Origin of the sequence: Streptococcus mitis, assembly GCF_009496205.1 — a bacterium.
In the GTDB taxonomy this organism is placed as follows: Bacteria; Bacillota; Bacilli; order Lactobacillales; family Streptococcaceae; genus Streptococcus; species Streptococcus mitis_BN.
Genome location: NZ_WIJO01000003.1, coordinates 32,830 through 58,130 on the forward strand (window position 1 = coordinate 32,830; position 25,301 = coordinate 58,130).

General features: G+C 35.2%; 20 protein-coding genes, 3 tRNA genes and 1 pseudogene. 11 read left to right on the forward strand and 13 right to left on the reverse strand.

Annotated elements, in window-relative coordinates; translation table 11 throughout:
- Nucleotides 1-5 precede the first annotated feature (5 nt).
- From rodZ to yfmF, 3 genes are read right to left on the reverse strand one after another with little or no spacing between them, the layout of a single operon-like run.
- Nucleotides 6-833 carry a cytoskeleton protein RodZ gene (gene rodZ, locus GEZ85_RS00965; protein ID WP_153208969.1) on the reverse strand — a complete coding sequence of 276 codons (828 nt, stop codon included), beginning with the start codon at nt 831-833 and terminating at the stop codon, nt 6-8.
- A gap of 41 nt (nt 834-874) precedes the next feature.
- The gene (yfmH, locus tag GEZ85_RS00970) at nt 875-2,158 is read right to left on the reverse strand and encodes an EF-P 5-aminopentanol modification-associated protein YfmH (RefSeq protein WP_153208971.1); all 1,284 of its coding nucleotides are present in this window, start codon (nt 2,156-2,158) and stop codon (nt 875-877) included.
- Nucleotides 2,155-3,405 (reverse strand): EF-P 5-aminopentanol modification-associated protein YfmF, encoded by a 1,251-nt coding sequence (gene yfmF / locus GEZ85_RS00975; RefSeq protein ID WP_153208973.1) that lies wholly within the window; start codon nt 3,403-3,405, stop codon nt 2,155-2,157. The genes yfmH and yfmF overlap by 4 nt, the downstream gene beginning before the upstream one ends.
- A 158-nt stretch (nt 3,406-3,563) precedes the next feature.
- Between yfmF and yaaA the strand changes: the two genes are divergently transcribed.
- Both yaaA and recF read left to right on the forward strand, forming a co-directional pair.
- Nucleotides 3,564-3,932, forward strand: coding sequence for a S4 domain-containing protein YaaA (gene yaaA, locus GEZ85_RS00980; protein WP_084887673.1), 369 nt, complete (start codon nt 3,564-3,566; stop codon nt 3,930-3,932).
- A gap of 2 nt (nt 3,933-3,934) precedes the next feature.
- Nucleotides 3,935-5,032, forward strand: coding sequence for a DNA replication/repair protein RecF (recF, locus tag GEZ85_RS00985; RefSeq protein WP_153208974.1), 1,098 nt, complete (start codon nt 3,935-3,937; stop codon nt 5,030-5,032).
- Between the two features lie 50 nt (nt 5,033-5,082).
- Here the strand turns inward: recF and guaB are convergent, their stop codons facing one another.
- Together guaB and trpS are read right to left on the reverse strand one after the other, a co-directional pair.
- Nucleotides 5,083-6,561, reverse strand: coding sequence for an IMP dehydrogenase (gene guaB, locus GEZ85_RS00990; RefSeq protein WP_049543294.1), 1,479 nt, complete (start codon nt 6,559-6,561; stop codon nt 5,083-5,085).
- Between the two features lie 151 nt (nt 6,562-6,712).
- On the reverse strand, nt 6,713-7,738 hold the full coding sequence (gene trpS / locus GEZ85_RS00995) for a tryptophan--tRNA ligase (protein WP_153208976.1): 1,026 nt from the start codon (nt 7,736-7,738) through the stop codon (nt 6,713-6,715).
- Nucleotides 7,739-7,943: 205 nt separating this feature from the next.
- On the opposite strand from trpS, the gene GEZ85_RS01000 reads away from it, so the two are divergent.
- Together GEZ85_RS01000 and GEZ85_RS01005 are read left to right on the forward strand one after the other, a co-directional pair.
- Entirely contained in the window at nt 7,944-9,566 is a 1,623-nt protein-coding gene (locus GEZ85_RS01000; RefSeq protein ID WP_000958774.1) for an ATP-binding cassette domain-containing protein, read from the forward strand.
- A 59-nt stretch (nt 9,567-9,625) separates the two neighbouring features.
- The gene (locus GEZ85_RS01005; RefSeq protein ID WP_153208978.1) at nt 9,626-12,169 is read left to right on the forward strand and encodes a YfhO family protein; all 2,544 of its coding nucleotides are present in this window, start codon (nt 9,626-9,628) and stop codon (nt 12,167-12,169) included.
- Nucleotides 12,170-12,195: 26 nt separating this feature from the next.
- Here the strand turns inward: GEZ85_RS01005 and GEZ85_RS01010 are convergent, their stop codons facing one another.
- Nucleotides 12,196-14,838: a YhgE/Pip domain-containing protein gene (locus GEZ85_RS01010; protein WP_153208980.1), complete on the reverse strand. Its 2,643-nt coding sequence runs from the start codon at nt 14,836-14,838 to the stop codon at nt 12,196-12,198.
- Nucleotides 14,839-14,965: 127 nt separating this feature from the next.
- On the opposite strand from GEZ85_RS01010, the pseudogene GEZ85_RS01015 reads away from it, so the two are divergent.
- Nucleotides 14,966-15,508 (forward strand): annotated as a pseudogene (locus GEZ85_RS01015) (TetR/AcrR family transcriptional regulator).
- A gap of 40 nt (nt 15,509-15,548) precedes the next feature.
- Here the strand turns inward: GEZ85_RS01015 and GEZ85_RS01020 are convergent.
- The 7 genes from GEZ85_RS01020 to rlmH all read right to left on the reverse strand — a co-directional run bounded on the left by GEZ85_RS01020 (nt 15,549) and on the right by rlmH (nt 18,722).
- Nucleotides 15,549-15,622 (reverse strand) — tRNA-Asn (locus tag GEZ85_RS01020).
- Nucleotides 15,623-15,627: 5 nt separating this feature from the next.
- Nucleotides 15,628-15,699 (reverse strand) — tRNA-Glu (locus tag GEZ85_RS01025).
- Nucleotides 15,700-15,750: 51 nt separating this feature from the next.
- Nucleotides 15,751-16,503: a competence system response regulator transcription factor ComE gene (gene comE / locus GEZ85_RS01030; protein ID WP_000866073.1), complete on the reverse strand. Its 753-nt coding sequence runs from the start codon at nt 16,501-16,503 to the stop codon at nt 15,751-15,753.
- Nucleotides 16,500-17,825, reverse strand: coding sequence for a competence system sensor histidine kinase ComD (comD, locus tag GEZ85_RS01035; protein ID WP_153208982.1), 1,326 nt, complete (start codon nt 17,823-17,825; stop codon nt 16,500-16,502). Before comD ends, comE begins: the two co-directional genes overlap by 4 nt.
- Nucleotides 17,826-17,837: 12 nt before the next feature.
- Complete coding sequence (gene comC / locus GEZ85_RS01040; RefSeq protein WP_153208983.1) at nt 17,838-17,960, reverse strand: competence-stimulating peptide ComC; 123 nt, start codon at nt 17,958-17,960, stop codon at nt 17,838-17,840.
- 165 nt (nt 17,961-18,125) lie between these two features.
- A tRNA-Arg gene (locus GEZ85_RS01045) sits at nt 18,126-18,199 on the reverse strand.
- A 43-nt stretch (nt 18,200-18,242) separates the two neighbouring features.
- Nucleotides 18,243-18,722: a 23S rRNA (pseudouridine(1915)-N(3))-methyltransferase RlmH gene (gene rlmH / locus GEZ85_RS01050; protein WP_153208985.1), complete on the reverse strand. Its 480-nt coding sequence runs from the start codon at nt 18,720-18,722 to the stop codon at nt 18,243-18,245.
- 183 nt (nt 18,723-18,905) lie between these two features.
- Between rlmH and htrA the strand changes: the two genes are divergently transcribed.
- From htrA to ychF, 6 genes are all read left to right on the forward strand, one after another.
- The gene (htrA, locus tag GEZ85_RS01055; protein WP_153208987.1) at nt 18,906-20,087 is read left to right on the forward strand and encodes a serine protease HtrA; all 1,182 of its coding nucleotides are present in this window, start codon (nt 18,906-18,908) and stop codon (nt 20,085-20,087) included.
- Nucleotides 20,088-20,144: 57 nt separating this feature from the next.
- Entirely contained in the window at nt 20,145-20,903 is a 759-nt protein-coding gene (locus GEZ85_RS01060; protein WP_153208989.1) for a ParB/RepB/Spo0J family partition protein, read from the forward strand.
- Nucleotides 20,904-21,115: 212 nt separating this feature from the next.
- Complete coding sequence (gene dnaA / locus GEZ85_RS01065) at nt 21,116-22,477, forward strand: chromosomal replication initiator protein DnaA (protein ID WP_153208991.1); 1,362 nt, start codon at nt 21,116-21,118, stop codon at nt 22,475-22,477.
- A gap of 158 nt (nt 22,478-22,635) precedes the next feature.
- Nucleotides 22,636-23,772, forward strand: coding sequence for a DNA polymerase III subunit beta (gene dnaN, locus GEZ85_RS01070; RefSeq protein WP_153208993.1), 1,137 nt, complete (start codon nt 22,636-22,638; stop codon nt 23,770-23,772).
- Between the two features lie 65 nt (nt 23,773-23,837).
- On the forward strand, nt 23,838-24,032 hold the full coding sequence (locus GEZ85_RS01075) for a DUF951 domain-containing protein (RefSeq protein WP_153208995.1): 195 nt from the start codon (nt 23,838-23,840) through the stop codon (nt 24,030-24,032).
- An 84-nt stretch (nt 24,033-24,116) separates the two neighbouring features.
- Nucleotides 24,117-25,232 (forward strand): redox-regulated ATPase YchF, encoded by a 1,116-nt coding sequence (ychF, locus tag GEZ85_RS01080; protein WP_001218700.1) that lies wholly within the window; start codon nt 24,117-24,119, stop codon nt 25,230-25,232.
- Nucleotides 25,233-25,301 lie beyond the last annotated feature (69 nt).

Below are 25,301 nucleotides of genomic sequence, written 5' to 3' on the forward strand. Positions count from 1 at the left end.
TTTCCTTAATTTTTAGTAAAGGTTACAGTGATCTGTCCAGTCTGAGCTGTTAATTTCGATAAGTCAACAGTCTGATTATCTACTGTTAAAGCGACACCTTTGACAACACCTAAAGTAATGATTACAGAATTTTTAGTTGAAACTGTTGTTTCCGCACTTTTATTATCCGGTGATAAGGTCACACCACCCTCAAGCTCACTTTCTGAAACACTAACCCAACTTCTAGCATCTAAGACTGATAATTGCAATTTTGCAGTTTCCTTGCTCGTTTTATAAGCAACTTCTACTCTATTTCCTTCACCTGATACCGTTATAGCTGGTTCCATATTCGAAGAACTACTTGATGAACTACTGCTTGAAGATGAAGTTACAGAACTAGTCGAGCTTATTGCTTGAACCACACTATAACTAGACGCAGACGAACGCTCCGGTTGAGTCTGGAGATAATTCCAAACATAATAGGTCACAAAAATAACAATCGATAGTGCAAAGAGTATAAAATAAAATAAAGGTAAAAATGATGCCTTATTTTTCTTACTGGAACGTCTCCTGCCTGTCAACTCGTCTTCATCAACATCTACTTCCTCATAAGTAATCATGGTCCCAGAATCATAAGCATCCAAGATAATTCGCTCATCAAGTTCAACTGCCCACGCATACTTTCTCAAAAAAGAACGAGTATAAAATGGACTAGGAAGTTGATCAAAATCATCAGCTTCCATTGCCTCCAACATATCCAACTGAATTTCTGTTTTTTTGTGTAATTCTTCTAAAGTTAACCCTTGGTTGGTTCTAGCTAAACGTAAAACCTCACCAATTGTTTTTTTCCTCATACTTGTCATTCCTTCTTTCTAGTATCAATTATGATAGGTTACTATGATGGAAATATTGTAAAATCAACTATGTCACCATCATCTATTAAATGGTGTCCAGCATCAAGGACACCCTCTACAGTAATTTCCTGTAAAATTTTCGGCAAATCAAAGATTGTCTCACCTTGTCCAAAAGCATCATATTGCGTTGCAATAAATTCAAGAGAGTTCATGCTACTGAAAAATTCTCCAAACATCTCTCTTTTGATAATATCTAAATGATCCTCTGTAATATCTAAATCCTTTGTGAAATTACGAATAGCCTTTTTAAACTGATGAGATAAAGCAACTGGCTCTTTTGTATCCATTGTCAACATAACAAAATGAAAGCGACTTGTTACTTCAACTTCCAGAGATAAGGACGCATGAATTTTACCTGATTCATATAATTTTTGAAAACGATCCGAAGTCCAACCAAACATCATTGCAAACAATAATTTTAATAAAATATGATGTCGATAGCAATCCGCCTCATCAACTTCTCGATTACCTCTAATCCCAATCGCTAGTTTAGGAGAAGACACTTCCATTCTCATACTGTCTGTTTGCTTTACAGCTTGTAAAACAAACTTTTCTCTTGCTACTTCCTGAACATCTAAATCTTCCAGTTCTTTTCTTTCAAAATAGTCCTGTACTTGATCCACATCAAAATTACCAACTAAAAACAGAGACATGTTTACAGGTTTGTAAAATCTTGTAAAATTTTCTTGCAAATTAGTTAGATTTATTTGGGAAATGGACTCCTCACTGCCAACTATATCAGTTGCTAAAGGTGTGGCAGGATATAAATTCGCTAAAGTTGAAAAGAATAAACATGAATCTGGATCATCTTGATACATTTCTCGTTCTTGCTGGATAATATCCTGCTCTCTTAAAATGGAATCTTCAGTAAAGTGTGCTGATGTTACCAATTCATCAAGTAAATCTAAATTTTCTAAAAAATGATCCGTTGCCGAAAAAAGATAACTTGTTTTTGTAAAGCTTGTAAAGGCATTGCTATCCGCACCTAGACTCGTAAAAGCCGACATCAAATCACTAGAATCTTCTCTTTCAAATAATTTATGTTCAAGAAAATGAGCAATTCCCGCAGGATATTGTTTTACATCTCCGTCAACTTCTGTGACAAGCGTATCTACCGAACCAAACTGTACAGTTACACTCCCGTAAACCTCTTTAAATTCCTTTTTAGGCAAAAGAGCAACTGTCAATCCGTTGGACAAACGAGTTCGATAAACCTTTTCTTTTACAGCTGGATAGTACTTTTCTTCAAAAACAACCTTTGTCATTCTATTCCTTCCATAAAGTAAATTGCTTGTAATTTCACATTACTAGCTGCTCTACAAATAGCATCTTTGTCAACTTGCTCGAATTTTGCAATCCAACCTTTAAAGTCTGCTGAAGATTTTCCAAGTAAGGCATTTTGATAAGCACGTTCAATCAATGAAAATTGATTATCTTGAGAAAGCAACAAAGACCGACGAATCATTTCCTTGGTCTGCTCTAGCTCAAGCTCTGTAAAATAACCTTTTTTTAAATCAAGCAGTTGATTATTCATCATTTTTCGAGCCTGATTCCTATTTTCTCGATCAATGCCAGCATACATCCTCAAGAATCCACTAAACAAATCGAGCTGACTTGAAATAGTATAAGCCAATCCAGCATTTTCACGGACATTTGTAAATAGTTTAGAGTGAGCAAATCCACCAAGTAAACCATTCATTACAATCATGGGTAAATATTGCTCATCACCATATTTAGAAGGACAATGATAACCTAATTCCAAAATGGATTGTCCCACATTTTTTCGAACCATACCTTCCTGAAGAATATTGGAATAAGGTTGACAATACTGAATCGTCACATCTCCTTCTCGACCTTTAAAGCCAAATGATTCTAATACATTTTGAATTTCGACCTCATTAAAATCACCTAAGAAAAAGAAATCTATTCGATCATTGGCCAAAAATTCTTTGAAACAAGAATAAGAACTTTGTGGAGTTTCAACCAAAATACGATTTCGTAAATCACTATATTCCAATTGGAGACGTTCATCATGAAAAAATAATTTGTCTAATTCTTTATGTGCAAAATAAAAAGAATCATCCATATCAGCTGCTAAACTTGCTAGCAATTGCTTTTTCTCAATTTCAAATAAGGCTGGATCAAATCCATTATCAACTACTACGGGGGAAAAAAGAGTTTCTTTTAAAAGTTCCAAAACCTGAGAAGTTAGCACATTTTTCTTACTTAAAAACTCATCACGAACATAGTTAAATGTCAATTCTACAATATGACTTTGCCCTCTTCTGAAACAATTGGTTGACATATCTGTACCATATAGACTGGCCAAATGTTTTCTCAAATCTTGAGCAGTAGGATACATCTGATTAGCAGTCTCTAGCATACTCGCACTCAACATGCGACCTGCAATCGTATCAAGAGATAATGGAGCGGTAAAACGCACGGTGATTTTGTTCGTTTTAAACTTTTTTGATTGGATAAAATGTGTTGAAATTCCATGCACTAACTCCATGATTTACCTCCTTATATACAGACTTCTATTATATCACGAAAACCTGAAATTTTCTTGTTCTCTGTAACACTTTTGAAATAAAAATCGCTTACATTTCTCCCTGTTTCTCTCACTATTTTTAGGAAAATATGGTATAATACCAAAGATTGAGGTGGATTATGGAATACAAATTATTTGAAGAATTTATTACCCTCCAAGCACTACTCAAAGAACTTGGAATTACACATAGTGGAGGAGCTATCAAATCATTTCTCTCTGAACATTCTGTTTACTTTAATGGGGAATTAGAGAGTCGTCGTGGTAAAAAACTTCGTATTGGTGATAAAGTTGACATCCCTGACATGAATATTGACATCTTGTTGACACAACCTACGTCTGATGAGCAAGAGGAATACCAAGCTGATAAAGTTGAAAAAGAACGAATTGCTAAACTTGTTAAGGAGATGAATAAGGGTGTAAAAAAAGATAAATCAAAACCTACTTCATCACCCAAAAGCAAACAAGCTCCGCGATTCCCTGGTAGATAATCATGTGGCTACAACACCTATCTCTCAAGACTTTTCGTAACTACAAAGAGACGAAAATAGACTTTAATCCTAAATTAAATGTCTTTTTAGGACGCAATGCACAAGGAAAAACAAATATGTTAGAGGCTATCTATTTTTTAGCCTTAACACGTAGTCATCGAACTCGAACAGATAAAAATCTCATTCATTTTAATGAGGAACAACTTCACCTTTCAGGTCTTGTTCAGAAAAAAACTGGATCCATTCCTCTCGAAATCGAACTAACACAAAAAGGACGTGTGACAAAAGTGAATCACTTAAAACAGGCACGACTTTCAGATTACGTAGGACACATGAATGTTGTCTTATTTGCTCCTGAAGATTTACAACTAATTAAAGGAGCACCTTCAGTTCGACGAAAATTCATTGATATGGAGCTTGGACAAATTAAGCCAATCTATTTATCAGATTTAACCAATTATAACCATATTCTTAAGCAAAGAAATACCTATCTAAAATCAGCTCAAACAATAGATGAAACCTTCCTTTCAGTGTTGGATGATCAGCTAGTTGATTATGGATGTCGTGTAATGAATCACCGCTTAGATTTCATAAAAAAACTAGAATCATTTGGGCGTAAGAAACATTTTGAACTCTCTAATCAGATTGAAGAGTTGTCAATATCCTATCAATCTTCTGTCAATATAACTGACAATCAAAACTTATCCGAATCTTTCAAAATTGCTTTAGAAAAAAGTAGATCCAGAGATTTATTTAAAAAGAATACTGGTGTCGGTCCTCATCGAGATGACATTTCTTTTTATATAAATGGGATGGATGCTAGTTTTGGAAGTCAAGGTCAACATCGCAGTCTCGTCCTCTCGATAAAATTAGCAGAAATCGAATTAATGGAAAGCGTTACTACAGAATCTCCAATATTACTGCTTGACGATGTCATGAGCGAACTTGACAACACTAGACAACTAAAATTATTAGAAACGATTTCTCATTCAATCCAAACTTTTATCACAACAACAAGCTTAGACCATCTTCAAAATCTGCCAGAAAATCTAAGTATCTTCACTATTCAGGATGGTAAAGTTTCTGTAAATTATAATTGACAACATTGTAAAAGAACTCCTATTTCCACGGGAGTTCTTTTCATTGTTTTTTACATAGAATAATTTGGTGCCTCATTAGTAATTTGTACGTCATGAGGGTGGCTTTCTTTCAAACCAGCACCAGACATTTCAATAAATTGAGCATTATCGTGTAGTTCTTTAAGGTTAGCTGCACCACAGTAACCCATACCAGAGCGAATACCTCCAATCATTTGGAAGACAATATCAGCTGCCGCACCTTTATAAGCAACACGACCTTCAATTCCTTCTGGAACAAGTTTGTTTGCTTCATTGACAGAACCTTGGAAGTAACGATCGCTTGAACCTTTCTTCATTGCTGCGATTGATCCCATACCACGGTAAGTCTTGAACTTACGCCCTTGGAAGATTTCAGTTTCACCTGGTGCTTCATCTGTTCCAGCAAACATAGATCCAAGCATAACTGCATTTCCACCTGCAGCAAGGGCTTTTACAATATCTCCAGAATACTTGATTCCACCGTCAGCAATGATCGTTTTACCATATTCACGCGCAACAGCTGCAGCATCATAGATAGCTGTTACTTGCGGAACACCAACACCAGCAATCACACGAGTTGTACAGATTGAACCTGGTCCAATCCCAACCTTGACAACGTCTACACCTGCTTCGTAAAGTGCGCGCGCTCCCTCAGCAGTAGCAATATTTCCAGCAATCAAAGTACGATCTGGGAAGTGAGCACGAATCTCAGCAATTTTACGCAAGACACCTGCAGAATGACCATGTGCAGTATCAATAACAATCGCATCCGCTCCTGCTTCAAAAAGAGCCTCTGCACGTTCAAATGTATCTGAAGTAACACCTACTGCACCTGCAACTAGAAGACGACCAAACTCATCTTTCGCCGCATTTGGAAACTCAATAACTTTTTCAATATCTTTGATAGTAATCAAACCAGAAAGGCGACCTTCTTCATCTACCAAAGGAAGTTTTTCAATACGGTGCTCTTGAAGAATGCTCTCAGCTGTTGCAAGATCTGTACCCACAGGAGCAATAACAAGATTTTCACTAGTCATATGATTTGAGATTGGTTGGTTATAGTCTGAAATAAAACGAAGATCTCGGTTTGTCAAAATACCAACTAATTTACGATTTTCAAGTGTTTCAACAACTGGAACACCACTGATGCGGTAACGTCCCATAAGCTCATCAGCTTCAGCAATTGTATGTTCAGGCGTCAAGAAGAACGGATCAATAATAACTCCATTTTCAGAACGTTTTACCTTGCGAACCTCGTCTGCTTGTTGAGCAATTGACATGTTTTTATGGATAACTCCGAGACCGCCTGCACGAGCAATAGCAATAGCCATTTGACTCTCTGTAACTGTGTCCATGGCAGCGGTAATAATTGGGATATTTAAAGTCAAATTATCTGCCAATTTAGTTGTTAAATCTGCATCGTTAGGCAACACATGACTTTCAGCTGGAATAAGCAATACATCATCAAAGGTAAAACCTTTTTTCAAAAATTTAGTGTCCCAATTAGACATTCGAAGTTTCCTCTTTTCTTTCTTTTTGAGCTTGACTCTTTTTATATTGTATCTATCATACCATTCTATAAAAATTTGTCAAATGTTACAGGGGTAAATAAAAAACTATCTTTTCTTTGAGATAGAAATGATAGTTTCTTGTAAAATAAATTTAGTTAAAGTACTGAAGTCCCATTGCCCCTTTAACCTCAGATAGGGTTTGACCTGCAACTTCACGCGCTCTTTCACTACCTTTTTGAAGCATATTATAAACTTCTCCCATATCCTTAGCAAATTCGATACGGCGCTCACGAATAGGACCAAGTTCACGTTCTAATATTTCAAGTAGATAACGCTTGGTCTTCACATCACCAAGACCACCTCGTTGATAATGTTCTTTCATTTCGGCAATTTCTTGAGCATCTTCTGGGCGACCAAAAACATCTAGATAATGGAAAACCATATTTCCTTCAATTTTACCTGGATCCTCAACGCGGATATGATCTGGATCTGTATACATACTCATCACTTTTTTACGCAAAGTATCCGCATCATCAGCTAAATAAATACCATTATTGAGTGATTTAGACATTTTAGCATTTCCATCTAAACCAGGCAAACGCCCTGCTCTCTCATTTTCTGGATAAATACCTTCCGGTTCTACCAAGACATCACAGTTATATGCATTGTTAAAAGAACGAACAATTTCACGAGTCTGCTCAATCATTGGTTTCTGATCTGTCCCAACAGGAACATAGTTGGCCTTAAAGGCTGTGATGTCAGCTGCTTGTGCAATTGGATAAACCAAAAATCCTGTCGGAATGCTTTCTCCAAATTCCTTCTGAGCAATTTCTGTCTTGACAGTTGGATTGCGCTCCAAACGTGCTAATGACACTAAATTCATATAATACATAGACAACTCAGCTAATTCTGGAATTTGGCTTTGAATAAAGATAGTTGATTTACTTGGATCCAATCCAACTGCAAGGTAATCCAAAGCTACATTTCCGATAGACTCTACAATGGTTTGAGGGTCTTTAGCATGATCTGTCAAAGCTTGTTGGTCAGCCAAGAACACAAACATATCATACTTATCCTCTTCCTGTAATAATACTCGATTTTTGAGACTTCCAACATAATGTCCAATATGCAATTTTCCTGTTGGACGGTCTCCTGTTAAAATAATGGGTTTAGTCATTTTGTTCTCCTTCGATATAGTCCCTTCAATTATAGCATTTTTTTAATGAAATAACCGTAATTTATCAAAATAAATCAGCCTTGCTATTTACGGATTTGTGTAAAGTATGCTGTAAATTTAATTTACACAAAATTGATAGATAAAAATTTGAATATTTCCGTATTTTCTAGTAGAATAAATATATTACATATATAGGAGAAAAACATTGCTTACAGTATCTGATGTTTCACTACGTTTTAGTGATCGCAAACTTTTTGATGATGTCAATATCAAATTTACAGAAGGAAATACTTACGGATTGATCGGTGCTAATGGTGCCGGAAAATCAACCTTTTTAAAAATTTTAGCTGGAGATATCGAACCTACTACTGGTCACATCTCTCTTGGTCCAGATGAACGTCTCTCTGTTCTTCGTCAAAATCACTTTGACTATGAAGATGAACGTGCCATTGATGTTGTTATCATGGGAAATGAAAAACTTTATAGCATCATGAAAGAGAAAGATGCCATCTACATGAAGGAAGATTTCTCAGACGAAGATGGAGTGCGTGCTGCCGAACTTGAAGGAGAGTTTGCCGAGCTTGGGGGATGGGAAGCAGAAAGTGAAGCCTCTCAACTCCTTCAAAACCTAAATATCCCAGAAGAATTGCACTATCAAAATATGAGCGAATTGGCCAACGGTGAAAAAGTAAAGGTTCTCCTCGCCAAAGCACTTTTTGGTAAACCAGATGTCCTTCTTTTGGACGAGCCGACCAATGGTTTGGATATCCAATCAATTACATGGCTAGAAGACTTCTTGATTGATTTTGATAACACCGTTATCGTAGTATCACACGACCGTCACTTCTTAAACAAAGTATGTACTCACATGGCCGACCTTGACTTCGGAAAAATCAAACTCTATGTCGGAAACTATGACTTCTGGAAGGAATCTTCTGAACTCGCTGCTAAATTGCTAGCAGACCGTAATGCTAAAGCAGAAGAAAAAATTAAACAATTGCAAGAATTCGTTGCTCGTTTCTCTGCTAATGCTTCTAAATCAAGGCAAGCAACATCACGTAAGAAAATGCTTGATAAGATTGAACTTGAAGAAATTGTACCATCTAGTCGTAAATATCCATTTATCAACTTTAAAGCGGAACGTGAGATTGGTAATGATCTCTTGACAGTAGAAAATCTAACTGTAAAGATTGATGGTGAGACTATTTTAGATAATATCAGCTTTATCTTGCGTCCAGGTGATAAGACAGCGCTTATTGGACAAAATGACATCCAAACGACTGCATTAATTCGTGCAATCATGGGGGACATTGACTATGAAGGAACTGTCAAGTGGGGAGTAACTACTAGCCGTTCTTACTTGCCAAAAGATAACTCGGCAGATTTTGCAGGAGGAGAGTCAATCCTTGACTGGTTGCGTCAATTCGCAAGTAAAGAAGAAGATGACAATACTTTCCTACGTGGCTTCCTCGGCCGTATGCTCTTCTCTGGAGATGAGGTTAACAAACCTGTAAATGTCTTGTCAGGGGGAGAAAAAGTTCGTGTCATGCTTTCAAAACTCATGCTCTTAAAATCAAATGTCCTTGTACTTGATGATCCAACCAATCACTTGGACTTGGAATCTATCTCAAGCTTGAATGATGGATTGAAAAACTTTAAAGAATCAATCATCTTTGCCAGCCATGACCACGAGTTTATTCAAACTCTAGCCAACCATATCATTGTCTTGTCTAAAAATGGCGTCATTGACCGTATCGATGAAACCTATGATGAATTCCTAGAGAATGCAGAAGTACAAGCAAAAGTTAAAGAACTTTGGAAAGACTAAAAAAATTCAAAACTCAGTTGGGTTAACCAGCTGAGTTTTCTAACATTTTATGAGGTAACATGAAATTATTTTTTAAAACATATTGGACCTATTTTGTTTCTTTCATCATTCCCATAATCATTATGATAGGAGTATATCTATCTCAAGGTATCTACTGGAATAGCGATACATCTCCACTATTAGGAGATGGGTTTCATCAATACGTTATTTTTGATATAGCTCTAAGAAATATCCTACACGGAAATGGTAGTTTGTTCTACACCTTTACAAGTGGCCTCGGATTGAATTTCTATGCCCTATCTAGTTATTACTTGGGTAGTTTCCTTTCACCACTAGTTTACTTTTTTGATCTAACTAATATGCCAGATGCTGTCTATCTGACAACTCTCTTAAAATTTGGATTGATTGGACTGTCAACTTACTTTAGTTTAAATAAATTATTTCAATCGATTCCTAATCCTTTAAAACTAGCTTTATCTACTTCCTATGCTCTGATGAGTTTCACTGTCAGTCAATTAGAGATAAAAACCTGGCTAGATGTTTTTATCTTGATTCCTTTAATTATAACTGGTTTACAGATACTCATCACTAAAAAGAAATTCCTATTGTACTTTACAAGTCTGTCAATCTTATTTATCCAAAACTATTATTTTGGATATATGACAGTATTGTTTCTTATTTTCTGGTATCTCTGTCAAATTTCGTGGGACTTTAAGACTCGAAAATCATCTGTTCTTGATTTCATAGTTATCTCCTTTTTAGCTGGTATGGCTAGTTTGATTCTGACTCTTCCTACTCTATTTGATTTACAAACACATGGGGAAAAATTAACTGAAGTTACAAAGTTTCAAACTGAAAGTAGCTGGTATCTTGATCTTTTTGCTAAGCAATTCATCGGTTCCTTTGATACAACAAAGTATGGGGCCATCCCAATGATTTTTGTTGGACTACTTCCCTTTATTTTGACCATTTTATTTTTTACGCTGAAATCTATTAAGTTTCATGTGAAACTTATCTATGCAATCTTCTTTACATTTCTAATTGCAAGCTTTTATATTGAAGTTCTTGATTTATTTTGGCAAGGCATGCATACTCCAAACATGTTTTTACATCGCTATGCTTGGATTTTCTCTACCTTGTTAATTTACACAGCAGCGGAAGTCTTAAATCGTCTGAAAGAAATTAAAATCTGGAATTTTTTAGTTTCGCTTTTTCTTATAGTAACAGGATTTTTAGCTACCATCTATCTAAAATCGCATTATTCTTTTTTAACAGATTTGAATATTCTGCTTACTCTTGAATTTTTGGTTGTCTATTCGCTTTTACTCCTTGCAGTTATCAAAAAGTTTATCTCTGTAAATCTATTTGCCATTCTAATCTCTTTATTTATAATGGTTGAAATGAGTTTAAATGCTTCATCTCAAATGGACGGAATTGCTAAAGAATGGGGTTTTGCTTCTCGAAGTTCATATAATCGAGATATCCCAGCTATGGAATCTTTCTCAACAGATATTGGAAATCAATTTACTCGTACTGAAAAACTACAAACTCAGACAGGAAATGACAGTATGAAATTCAACTACAATGGAATCTCTCAATTTTCATCTGTTCGAAATCGTTCAGCAAGCTCTACTTTGGATAAACTCGGGTTTAAATCCTCTGGGACTAATCTCAATCTCCGCTATGCAAATAATAGTATTTTGGCTGATAGTTTATTTGGTATCCAGTACAATATCTCAGACAGTCCTATTGATAAGTATGGTTTTAAAGATATCTATCAAAAAGATAATCTTACCCTATATGAAAATCAATACTCTCTTCCGATTGCATTTGCTAGTCAATCTGTTTACAATGATGTCAAGTTCAATGAACACACTTTGGATAATCAGGCCTCGTTTTTAAATCAACTTGCTAACGTCAATTTTGATTATTTTTCTCCAATACCTTATGACAAAACAGAAAATACTAATGATTTGATTAGTGTCACAAGTTCTTCAACTGAGGATGCAGCAATCCAGTATCAAATTGAAGTGCCAGAAAACAGCCAAGTTTATCTTTCTTTCACAAACCTTCACTTTTCTAATGACAAACAAAAAAAGGTTGACATCCTTGTAAATGGAGAAAAGAAAACTTTTACAACTGATAATGTCTTCTCCTTCTTTAATCTAGGTTATACAAAAGAGACAAAAACTTTCAATATTTATGTTAGTTTCCCTGGAAATTCACAAGTATCATTTGAATCTCCTACCTTCTATCGTTTAGATACCCAAACTTTAACTGAGGCAATTCAAAAAATTAAAGAACAGCCTGTAACAGTATCAACTTCTAAAAACAAGGTTTTTGCTACATATGATGTCCAACAAGATACATCTATTTTTTTCACCATTCCTTATGACAAAGGTTGGTCTGCCTACCAAGATGGTAAGAAAATAGAGATTAAACAAGCTCAAACTGGCTTTATGAAAGTTGACGTTCCTAAGGGAAAAGAAATTATTACACTTTCCTTTATTCCCAATGGTTTTATTACTGGATCAATCTGTTCCTTTACTTCACTTTTACTATTTGGAATTTATAATCACAAACGAAAGACATCTAATACATAAAAAAATCGACCAATTGGTCGATTTTTTTAATATTCTTCCATTTTCTTAGGTTGATAGGCTAGCATACCTAAACCAGTAAATAGAGCTAGTATGACAGCTAGGAAAATGACTTGCTGATGAATATTTCCTGTCATAGAGATTGTTTCTCGTAATCCCGAAACTGAATAACTCATTGGTAACCAAGGATTAATGGCTCTAAAGAAATCATTTGTCAAAGCAAGTGGGTAAGTACCTGCACTTGATTCTAACTGTAATAAAAGCAAAATAAGAGAAAAGAAAGCTCCTATACGGCTATTCCATGTTGTTAAAGCGGTCACCATGGACATGAATACTAAACTTGTTAGGATAATGAGAATAAATGTTCTCATCTCATGATTAGCCGTTAGACCAATAAGATGAACTCCTCCATATACCAAAATTCCTGCCAAAACAGCTATAATACCATTTATTTCAGATCGAGATTTCAACCAAGCCCAACGACTCTCTGGATGACGTCCTGAAGGCAACTTCGCAAAGATCATATTCGTTGATATTGCTGCAACAAAGAGAGCAACTGATATCATATAAGGAGCCATTGCAATTCCATTTACAGGAACTTGATCATTATCTGTTTTGGAAAGACTGAGTGGATTTGACAAAATCTCTGCATTTTGAGATTCCGTAGATGCTGATTTGAGTTGATCACTAGCATTACTTAGTCCTTGTCCTAAAGAAGCAACTCCTGTCTGTAAATCTTCCAATCCAGAAGTTAACTTTGTTCCACCTTCTGCAAGTTTCCCAGCTCCATCTGCCAATTTATTAGCTCCATTCTCTAATTGAGAAGCACCTGAAAGTAACTGACTGGATTTGTCTGCTAATTGACCAGATCCTGATTGTAATTTATCAACTCCTGCCATTAATTCTTGACTCTTTTGATTCAATTGATTGGACCCAGTTGATAATTTTTCAATGCCAGATACTAATTCTGGAGTTTTTTCAACTAATTGACCAACTCCTGCTGTCAAGCTAGAAGATTTTTGTGTCAAGGTGTTTGAGCCTGAAACTAGTTGATTCAAACCACCTGTCAAGGTGGAATTCTTTTCACTTAGTTGACTTGCGCCCTGAGAAACTTTATCAACACCTGCAGTATATACATTTACACCTGATGTAATCGACTGACTGGCAGGAACTAATTTACTCGTCACTGCTCCCTGTATTTCTGTTAATCCACTTGACAATCCTGTCAAAGAAGTAGAAGCAATAGGTAATACTTGATTAGCTTGATCTTTTAATGTTGAAAGATTAGAAGATTGATTTTGTAAGTTTTCTAATCCTCCCTGTAAACCTTGTACTAAAGCTATAATTGACTGAGCCGATTGAATACTATCAGTCGAATTTTGAGATACAGAAGCACTTATCTCAGCTTGTTGCTCACTTGTCAAAGATTGATAAGCTGCTGTCGATTGAATATTGGCTAATGTAGTCGCTTTATCAGACTGAGCACTTGCTAACATTTGATTAGAAAGAGATACTATACTTGATAAAACAGAATCTAATTTTTTTGTATCTCCAACATCAATATTTTGAATGGCTTGATTTAACTGATTCAGACCAGAAGATAATTGATTAATTTGATCTTTTTGCTCAGACGAAGCATCTAACTTGCTAGAAAGTTGTTGAATCCCTTCACTTAATTGCTCCACCCCCATTCGAAGTGTAGCTGATTGATTAGATAACTGATTAGCACCTGTTGCAAGACTTCCCACTCCATTCGTGTAGGCACTAACACCAGATGAAAATTGATTAAGACCAGCATTGAGCTGAGAAACACCGCCAGTATAGGACTCTACACCAGTATATAATTGATTAATTCCCCTCACTAATTCAGGGCTTTTAGAAGATAGTTGACCTAATCCGCTATCTAATTGACTCACTGCACCAGTATATGTAATTAAACCACTATTAAAATTCCCTAAGCCAAGATGAAGTTGTTCAACACCAGAGACATAAGAGGATAATCCTTTAGTAAACTGATCCGTTCCATTTGAAAATGTTAAACTTGAATCTGCTAAAGAGTGTAGGTTAGTAGTTAATGTTTGACTTCCTGCCACTAACTGATTCGCTCCATCAGTTAATTTTTCACTACCAGAAGCTGCTTGACTCATCCCATCCTTTAAATCGACCATTTTGTTGAATAAAGCTTTAGTATAAGTCTCGGTTACATTGGTAGAAACATTCTGCTTTAATTGTGTCATTGCAGAATCACTCATCTTGCTGGCAATAAAGCTATGACCACTTGAAGTCTGATAATCTATTTGCATTTGCTCTGGGTGATTCGTTAAAATTGAAGCTGCTTTTTCAGACAAGTCACTTGGCAAAGTCACTACCATATAATAATCACCGTTTTCTAGACCCTTCTTACCTTCTTCTTCATCTACAAAATGAAAATCCAATGATTTATTTTGCTCTAAATTAGACACCATGTCTTTTCCTATAGACATGCTATTACCATTATAAGAGGCCTCTTTATCATTATTGACAACTGCCACAGGTAAGTCAGACACTTGACCATATGGATCCCACATTGAGGATAAAAATATGATATTGTACAGAGCGGGAATAAGAGAAACCCCTATCATGACAATAATAAAGGTTGGTTTTTTAAAAATTGCTTTCCATTCTTTAAACATAGTTTCTCCTTTTTTAAACATATTGTCTAAAATTATGATATAATAGATTATACATTAAAAAATCTAAATTACAAGATAAAAAATCAATTTTTAGACATACAGTCCAATTTGTTCACAAGGAGGAAATATGCAAGAAAGTAATAAACGCTTAAAAACAAAGCGAACTATTGAAAATGCTATGGTACAATTACTAATGTAACAACCATTTGATCAAATTTCTACTGTCAAGTTAGCAGAAAAAGCCGGAATTAGTCGTTCCAGCTTCTATACTCACTATAAGGACAAGTATGATATGATTGAGCACTATCAAAGCAAGCTATTTCATACATTTGAATATATTTTTCAAAAACATGCTCATCACAAAAAAGATGCTATTTTAGAAGTCTTTGAATATCTAGAGTCAGAACCACTTCTGGCTGCCCTTCTTTCTGAAAATGGAACTAAAGAAATCCAAAATTTCTTAAGAAATAAACTTCATATCATGCTCAGTACAGATTTACAAAAACGATTTATACAACTGAATCTCAATACCACTGAATTAGAATACAGTAGCATCTATCTAACTCACGCACTTTTTGGTGTTTGCCAAACTTGGATTGCACATGGAAAAAAAGAAAGTCCTCAAGAAATAACAGACTTCCTCATGAAGATGCTTGGTGATACGAATTGATGCAAAAAGAGGAACACGGTTGTGTTCCCTTTTATCTATACTCCGCCAGTAGGACTCGAACCTACGACATCATGATTAACAGTCATGCGCTACTACCAACTGAGCTATGGCGGATAAAATAGTCCGTACGGGATTCGAACCCGTGTTACCGCCGTGAAAAGGCGGTGTCTTAACCCCTTGACCAACGGACCTTCTATCTGTAGCAGATATAACCATTATATCAATTTCTTGCTAATTGTCAATTACTTTTGAGATTTTTTCTCTAGAATATCTTTCAATTTTCTAATTTTTAATCTTGAAATAGGACAACGATGGTCTTCATAGAAAACAATTTCTAGGTTTTTTCGATCAATTTCTCTGATATTGCCTATATTTACCAAAAATGACTTATGAGGAGAATAAAATCTCTGAGTATGTTTGTCCTTTTCCTGAATATCTGTCATGGTACCGTAAAACTCTTTGGCAAAATTCTTACCAATAATACGCAATTTATGAGAAACTCCTGTCGTTTCAATATACAGAATGTCATGGTAAGGAATTTTTAAATCATTTCCCTTGTAATTGTAGTCAAAATAATCTACAACATCTTCATTTTCAAGTAACATACTCTTCGTGTAGAAGATATTTTGCTCAATTCTCTTCTTAAATAACTCATCATTGATATCCTTATCAACAAAATCTAAGGCTGATACCTGGTATTTATAGGTTAGAGTTGCAAACTCTGATCGACTGGTGATAAAGACGATAATAGCATAAGGATTGTGATGACGAATAAACTGGGCAACTTCAAACCCTTTTTTCTCAATTCCATGAATATCAATATCTAGAAAATAAAGCTGGTTTACTTCGTCGTTTTCAATATATTCCTTGAACTCACGAACTTTTCCCGTTGTCTTGTATGATATTGGAATATTCGATTCTTTCGAAATTTCATCCAATATTCTCTCTAGTCTCACTTGATGTTCAATAACATCTTCTAAAATTAAAACTTTCATTCAAATTCCCTCTTAAATCTAATGATTTGTCTAAATGTACTGCCTTCCATCTCTGTTTCTAAAATAATATTATTGTACTTATCTAGTAGTTCTTTCACATTATTTAATCCTACTCCGCGATTTCTTCCCTTAGTAGAGAATCCTAAAGCAAATAGATCTCCTGAAGGAGTCATCGTCATTTTACATGAATTCTGAATCACAATCACTGTTTCAGTTTCCATCTTAATAACTGCTACTTCCATCTGCTTTTTATAACTATCAGCCGATCCTTCGACAGCATTGTTCAATAAAACACTCATAATACGAACCAAATCCAGAAGGTCTATTGGTAGTCTAGTAATTATATCTTTTACTTCCAGTGTAAACTCTACACCATTATTTCGAGCATAGACAATTGACTGAGCAACCAAACTTCGTAAAGCTGAATCTTCTATATTGTTTAAATCAAAGTAAGTGTACTTATCTGAACGCAGTTTGTGATTGGCTTTGACCAAAACTTCATTGTAAACTCTGTCAATTTCCTGTAAATTACCACTGTCAATTGCCATTTGCATACTGACAAGCATCCCAGCATAGTCATGTCGAAAACCACGGATTTCATTATACAGTCCGACAATTTCATCTGTATAATTCTGTAAATGTTTCTGTTCAAATTTCTTCTGCTTCAAAGCAATCTCTTTCTCCATTTGTTCTTTATGCGAATTCATTGCAAAAAAGGTCAAAAGTAGAGAAATAAAGACAATAGATGATAAAATACTTCCAAAACTATTCAAATGTTTAACCGTACTTACCATATCTGAAACGAAAGATGCAACATGTAGCAGTAGTAAAGCAAAAAATACTTTTTTCAAGAAAGGATATAGATAGTCTTTGTCAAAATAGGCTAGTTCCAAGTGGAAATAATGAATGATTTTTAAGATAATAAAATAGGTCAACACCGTTACAACGAAAAAGAACAGGCCATAATATTGTAAAACAAAATTGTCTCCTGTTATAGAGGAGAACGTTACGGACAGAAAGTTGTGAGTACTCTCATATAAAAGAGACAGTAGTAAACTTAGGAATAGTCCTCTATCCTTCTCATACTGTTTAATCCATCGAAAATAGGAATATAAGCCCAAAGGAAATAAAAATGTTGCAAGCCCTAACCCACCTAAATATAGGAGATAAAAGGGAAGTTCAAGTACTGCTTCTACTAGTAATGTATAGATACCAAAAAAATATAGTTCCTTTGCTTTTATTTGACCTTTGCAAATTAAACTGTAACTGTGACTAATAATAAAAAAATATAATATCAAATCTACTACTAAGAAAAAATTCATTCTGACACTCCCTTATCTTCTTTTAAGAAAATTAATGAATATTTTATCTATTCTTCTCATTTCTCCACCTTGAATCTTTTGCAAGTCTTTTTCCTTCAAGGCTACAAACTGTTCCAATTTAACTGTGTTTTTCATAATAAAATCTCCTCAATGTTTTTTCTTGTAAGCTAACTTACAAAAACTATTATACAAAATGGAATTTCATTTTAGAGAAAATTCTCTCAACTGTCATTTTTTTCTCCCCAAGTGTACTTTTTAAGAAAAAAGCCGGGAAAATTCCCAGCTTTGCTACTATATTATTGATCCCAGCAGGATTCGAACCTGCGACCGTTCGCTTAGAAGGCGAATGCTCTATCCAGCTGAGCTATGAGACCTAATACAGCTATTCTACCAAAAATTCAATTGAAAGTCAATTTTCTATTTATGATAGGGCGAGCCCTGCTGTATTGTAAAAGCTCGATAGATTTGTTCAACAAGGACTAGTCTCATTAACTGATGGGGCAAGGTTAAACGACCAAAACTAACAGAGAGATTAGCTCTCTTTTTTACATACTGTGCTAATCCCAAACTCCCTCCAATAATAAAAGTAAGAGTAGAAAATCCTTTTATAGAAGCTTCTTCTAACTGCTTACTAAATTCTTCTGAGGAGAAAGTTTTCCCTTCAATGGCTAACACAATAACAAAATCACGGTCACCAACTTTTGATAAAATTCTCTGACCTTCTATTTCTAAAATCTTTTGATTTTCTGATTCACTGGCCTTATCTGGTGTTTTTTCATCTGCTAGCTCTATCATTTCAAGCTTAGCAAATCGAGAAATTCGTTTTGAATACTCTGCAATACCATCTTTTAAATACTTTTCTTTCAGTTTCCCAACTGTTACAACTTTAATTTTCATGACTCTATTCTAACATATTCTCTATTTTTTCACATCTTATTCACAAAATAAAAGGTTAATTTTAGCCGAGAAAACCACAGATTTTTGAAAGTTATCCACAATCTGTGAAAAACTTTTGTTTTTAAGTTATAATTAAGCTAGTCAGTTTATACTTTCAGTAATTTCAAATAAATGGAGGCAAATATGAAACATCTAAAAACATTTTACAAAAAATGGTTTCAATTATTAGTCGTTATCGTCATTAGCTTTATTAGTGGAGCCTTGGGTAGTTTTTCAATAACACAACTAACTCAAAAAAGTGGTGTAAGTACCTCTAACAACAATAGTACTATTACACAGACTGCCTATAAGAACGAAAATTCAACAACACAGGCTGTTAACAAAGTAAAAGATGCTGTTGTTTCTGTTATTACTTATTCGGCAAACAGACAAAATAGCGTATTTGGCAATGATGATACTGACACAGATTCTCAACAAATCTCTAGTGAAGGATCTGGGGTTATTTATAAAAAGAATGATAAAGAAGCTTACATCGTAACCAATAATCACGTTATAAATGGCGCCAGCAAAGTAGATATTCGTTTGTCAGATGGGACTAAAGTGCCTGGAGAAATAGTCGGAGCTGACACTTTCTCTGATATTGCTGTCGTCAAAATCTCTTCAGAAAAAGTGACTACAGTAGCTGAATTTGGTGATTCTAGTAAGTTAACTGTAGGAGAAACTGCTATTGCTATTGGTAGCCCATTGGGTTCTGAATATGCAAATACTGTCACTCAGGGTATTGTATCTAGCCTCAATCGAAATGTGTCCTTAAAATCTGAAGATGGACAAGCCATTTCTACAAAAGCCATCCAAACTGATACTGCTATTAACCCAGGTAACTCTGGCGGCCCACTGATTAATATTCAAGGACAGGTTATCGGAATTACCTCAAGTAAAATTGCTACAAATGGAGGAACCTCTGTAGAAGGTCTTGGTTTCGCAATTCCTGCAAATGACGCTATCAATATTATTGAACAGTTGGAAAAGAACGGAAAAGTGACGCGTCCAGCTTTGGGCATCCAAATGGTCAATCTCTCAAATATTAATACAAGTGATATTAGAAGACTTAATATTCCAAGCAGTGTAACATCTGGTGTAGTTGTTCGTTCTGTACAAAGTAATATGCCTGCCAATGGTCACCTTGAAAAATACGATGTTATTACAAAAGTGGACGACAAAGATATTGCTTCATCAACAGACTTACAAAGCGCTCTTTACAATCATTCTATCGGAGACACCATTAGGATAACTTACTATCGTAACGGTAAAGAAGAAACTACATCTATTAAACTTGACAAGAGTTCAGGTGATTTAGAATCTTAATTGACATCTATGTAAAGAAAACTTTACATAAGAGAAAAGATGTGTTAGTGTAGAATCATGGAAAAATTTGAAATGATTTCTATCACGGATATACAAAAAAATCCTTATCAACCTCGAAAAGAATTTGATAGAGAGAAACTAGATGAACTAGCACAGTCTATCAAAGAAAATGGAGTCATTCAACCGATTATTGTTCGTCAATCTCCTGTTATTGGTTATGAAATCCTTGCAGGAGAGAGACGCTATCGGGCTTCACTTTTAGCTGGTCTAACATCTATCCCCGCTGTTGTTAAACAGCTTTCAGACCAAGAGATGATGGTCCAGTCCATCATTGAAAATTTACAAAGAGAAAATTTAAATCCAATAGAAGAAGCACGCGCCTTTGAATCTCTCGTAGAGAAAGGATTTACCCATGCTGAAATTGCAGATAAAATGGGCAAGTCTCGTCCTTATATCAGCAACTCCATTCGTTTGCTTTCCTTGCCAGAACAGATTCTCTCAGAAGTAGAAAATGGCAAACTATCACAAGCCCATGCACGTTCTCTAGTTGGGTTGAATAAGGAACAACAAGACTATTTCTTTCAACGAATCATCGAGGAAGATATTTCTGTAAGGAAGTTAGAAGCTCTTCTGACAAATAAAAAACAAAAGAAACAGGAAAAAAATGATCATTTCATACAGAATGAAGAAGAACAGTTAAAAAAACTACTCGGATTAGATGTAGAAATCAAACTGTCTAAAAAAGATAGTGGAAAAATCATTATTTCTTTTTCAAATCAAGAAGAATACAGTAGAATTATCAACAGCCTGAAATAAGGCTGTTCTTTTATTTTTTTATATCACAAGGTTATCCACTATTTTTTCCAATAAAAAGCTTAAAAAATCAACAGTTTCTTATTTTATCCCCAACCTGTGGATAAATCTTGATAACATTGTGGATTATTTTTCACAGCTTGTGGAAAATTCTTGCTATCTATGGTAAAATAAATCTAGCATTAAACTTTTAAATAGTAAAGGAGGAGAAAAGATTGAAAGAAACACAATTTTGGAATCGTATATTAGAATTTGCTCAAGAAAGACTGACTCGATCCATGTATGATTTCTATGCTATTCAAGCTGAACTCATCAAGGTAGAGGAAAATGTTGCCACTATATTTTTACCACGATCTGAAATGGAAATGGTCTGGGAAAAACAACTAAAAGATATTATTGTGGTAGCTGGTTTTGAAATTTATGATGCTGAGATAACTCCCCACTATATTTTCACCAAACTTCAAGATACGGCTGTCTCACAAGTTGAAGAAGCTACCAATTCAACTCTTTATGACTATAGTCCAAAGTTATCATCTATTCCTTATTCGGATACTGGATTAAAAGAAAAGTATACCTTTGATAATTTTATTCAAGGGGATGGAAATGTTTGGGCAGTATCAGCCGCTTTGGCTGTCTCTGAAGATTTGGCCTTGACCTATAATCCTCTTTTTATCTATGGAGGACCTGGCCTTGGTAAAACTCACTTACTCAATGCCATTGGGAATGAGATTTTGAAAAATATTCCTGATGCGCGTGTGAAGTACATCCCTGCTGAAAGCTTTATCAACGACTTTCTTGAACATCTGAGACTTGGTGAAATGGATAAGTTCAAAAAAACCTACCGTAGCCTCGATCTCTTGTTAATTGATGATATCCAATCGCTGAGTGGAAAAAAAGTTGCAACTCAAGAAGAATTTTTCAATACTTTCAATGTTCTCCATAACAATCAAAAACAAATTGTTCTGACTAGTGATCGTAGCCCTAAACACTTAGAGGGACTTGAGGAAAGACTTGTCACGCGCTTTAGCTGGGGCTTGACGCAAAACATCACACCACCTGACTTTGAGACACGTATTGCCATTTTACAAAGCAAAACAGAGCATTTAGACTACTATTTCCAAGGTGATACCCTAGAATACCTTGCTGGTCAATTTGATTCAAACGTCCGAGAACTTGAAGGAGCAATCAACGACATTACTTTAATTGCCAGAGTAAAGAAGATTAAGGATATCACTATTGATATCGCTGCAGAGGCTATTCGAGCACGTAAACAAGATGTTAACCAAATGCTCGTCATCCCAATTGATAAAATTCAAAATGAAGTGGGTAACTTTTATGGTGTCAGTATCAAAGAAATAAAGGGAAGCAGACGCCTTCAAAATATTGTGTTAGCCCGTCAAGTAGCCATGTATTTATCTAGAGAACTAACAGATAATAGTCTTCCAAAAATTGGGAAGGAATTTGGTGGAAAAGACCATACAACAGTTATTCATGCCCATGCCAAAATTAAATCTTTGATTGATGAAGACGATAATTTACGTTTAGAAATTGAATCAATCAAAAAGAAAATTAAATAACTTGTGGATAACTTTTGCTTTTTTATCTTTTTTATCCACATTTTTTAAACAAGTCTAAAAACTTGATATGACTTGTTTAAAGTCTGTTTTCCACAGATTTCACAGACTCTATTATTACTATTATCCTTCTAATACTAAAAATAAATAAAGGAGAATCCATGATTCATTTTTCAATTAATAAAAATTTATTTCTACAGGCCTTAAATACTACTAAGAGAGCTATTAGCTCTAAAAATGCCATTCCTATTTTATCAACAGTCAAAATTGACGTGACCAATGAAGGTGTTACTTTAATTGGTTCAAATGGTCAAATTTCAATTGAAAATTTTATTTCTCAAAAAAATGAAGATGCTGGTTTATTAATTACTTCTTTAGGTTCAATCCTTCTTGAAGCTTCTTTCTTTATCAATGTGGTATCTAGTCTACCTGATGTGACTCTTGATTTTAAAGAAATTGAACAAAATCAAATTGTTTTAACCAGCGGCAAATCAGAAATTACCCTAAAAGGAAAAGATAGTGAACAATATCCACGAATCCAAGAAATTTCAGTTAGTACTCCTTTGGTTCTTGAAACAAAATTACTCAAGAAAATTATCAATGAAACAGCTTTTGCTGCAAGTACACAAGAGAGTCGTCCAATTTTAACTGGTGTTCATTTTGTATTGAGTCAACATAAGGAGCTAAAAACAGTTGCAACAGACTCTCATCGTCTAAGCCAGAAAAAATTAACGCTTGAAAAAAATAGTGATGATTTTGATGTCGTGATTCCTAGCCGTTCTCTACGCGAATTTTCAGCAGTATTTACAGACGATATTGAAACTGTAGAGATTTTCTTTGCCAATAACCAAATCCTCTTTAGAAGCGAAAATATTAGCTTCTATACTCGTCTCCTAGAAGGAAACTATCCTGATACAGATCGTTTGATTCCAACAGACTTTAACACTACTATTACTTTTGATGTGGTAAACTTACGCCAGTCAATGGAACGTGCTCGTCTTTTATCAAGTGCGACTCAAAATGGTACTGTGAAACTTGAAATTAAAGATGGGGTTGTTAGCGCCCATGTTCACTCTCCAGAAGTTGGTAAAGTAAACGAAGAAATCGATACTGAACAGGTGACTGGTGAAGATTTGACCATTAGTTTCAACCCAACTTATTTGATTGATTCCCTCAAGGCTTTAAATAGCGAAAAAGTGACTATTAGCTTTATCTCAGCTGTTCGTCCATTCACTCTTGTGCCAGCAGATACTGATGAAGACTTTATGCAGCTCATCACACCAGTTCGTACAAATTAAGTTAAAGAGGTTGAGCTTAGCTCGCCTCTTTTATGATATAATCAAAAAAGAAAAAGGAGAACAGTATGTACCAAGTTGGAAATTTTGTTGAAATGAAAAAACCACATGCTTGCACCATCAAGTCAACAGGTAAAAAGGCCAATCGTTGGGAAATTACGCGTGTAGGAGCAGATATCAAAATTAAATGTAGCAATTGTGACCATGTTGTCATGATGGGGCGCTATGATTTTGGTCGAAAAATGAATAAAATCATTGACTGAGAACCCTTAGGTAGAGGGTTAGCACTTTATCCCTTTTTGTGTTATAATATTAGGGATTGAAATGAAAACGGAGAATGAGAAAATATGGCTTTAACAGCAGGTATCGTTGGTTTGCCAAACGTTGGTAAATCAACACTATTTAATGCAATTACAAAAGCAGGAGCAGAGGCAGCAAACTACCCATTTGCGACGATTGATCCAAACGTTGGAATGGTAGAAGTTCCAGATGAACGCCTCCAAAAATTGACGGAAATGATTACTCCTAAAAAGACAGTTCCAACAACATTTGAGTTTACAGATATCGCAGGGATTGTAAAAGGTGCATCAAAAGGAGAAGGGCTAGGGAATAAATTCTTGGCCAATATCCGTGAAGTAGATGCGATTGTTCATGTAGTTCGTGCTTTTGATGATGAAAATGTCATGCGCGAGCAAGGACGTGAAGATGCTTTTGTGGATCCCCTGGCAGATATTGATACTATTAACCTAGAGTTGATTCTTGCTGACTTAGAATCAGTTAACAAACGATATGCGCGTGTAGAAAAGATGGCACGTACGCAAAAAGATAAAGAATCAGTAGCTGAGTTTAATGTTCTTCAAAAGATTAAACCAGTCCTAGAAGATGGAAAATCAGCTCGAACTATTGAATTTACAGATGAGGAACAAAAGGTTGTCAAAGGTCTCTTCTTGTTGACGACTAAACCAGTTCTTTATGTAGCGAATGTGGACGAGGATGTGGTTTCAGATCCTGACTCTATCGACTATGTTAAACAAATTCGTGAATTCGCAGCGACAGAAAATGCTGAAGTAGTCGTTATTTCTGCGCGTGCTGAGGAAGAAATTTCTGAGTTAGACGATGAAGATAAGCAAGAGTTTCTTGAAGCACTTGGGTTGACAGAATCAGGCGTTGACAAGTTGACTCGTGCTGCTTACCATTTGCTTGGATTGGGAACTTACTTCACAGCTGGTGAAAAAGAAGTTCGCGCTTGGACCTTCAAACGTGGTATGAAGGCTCCTCAAGCAGCTGGTATTATCCACTCAGACTTTGAAAAAGGATTTATTCGTGCGGTAACCATGTCATATGAGGATCTAGTGAAATACGGATCTGAAAAGGCTGTAAAAGAAGCTGGGCGTTTGCGTGAAGAAGGAAAAGAATATATCGTTCAAGATGGCGATATCATGGAATTCCGCTTTAATGTCTAAAAAATTTAATGAATAGTATCAATTAGGTTGGAAAAAAATTCCAACCCTTTTGGCTTTTGAAAGGAAAAA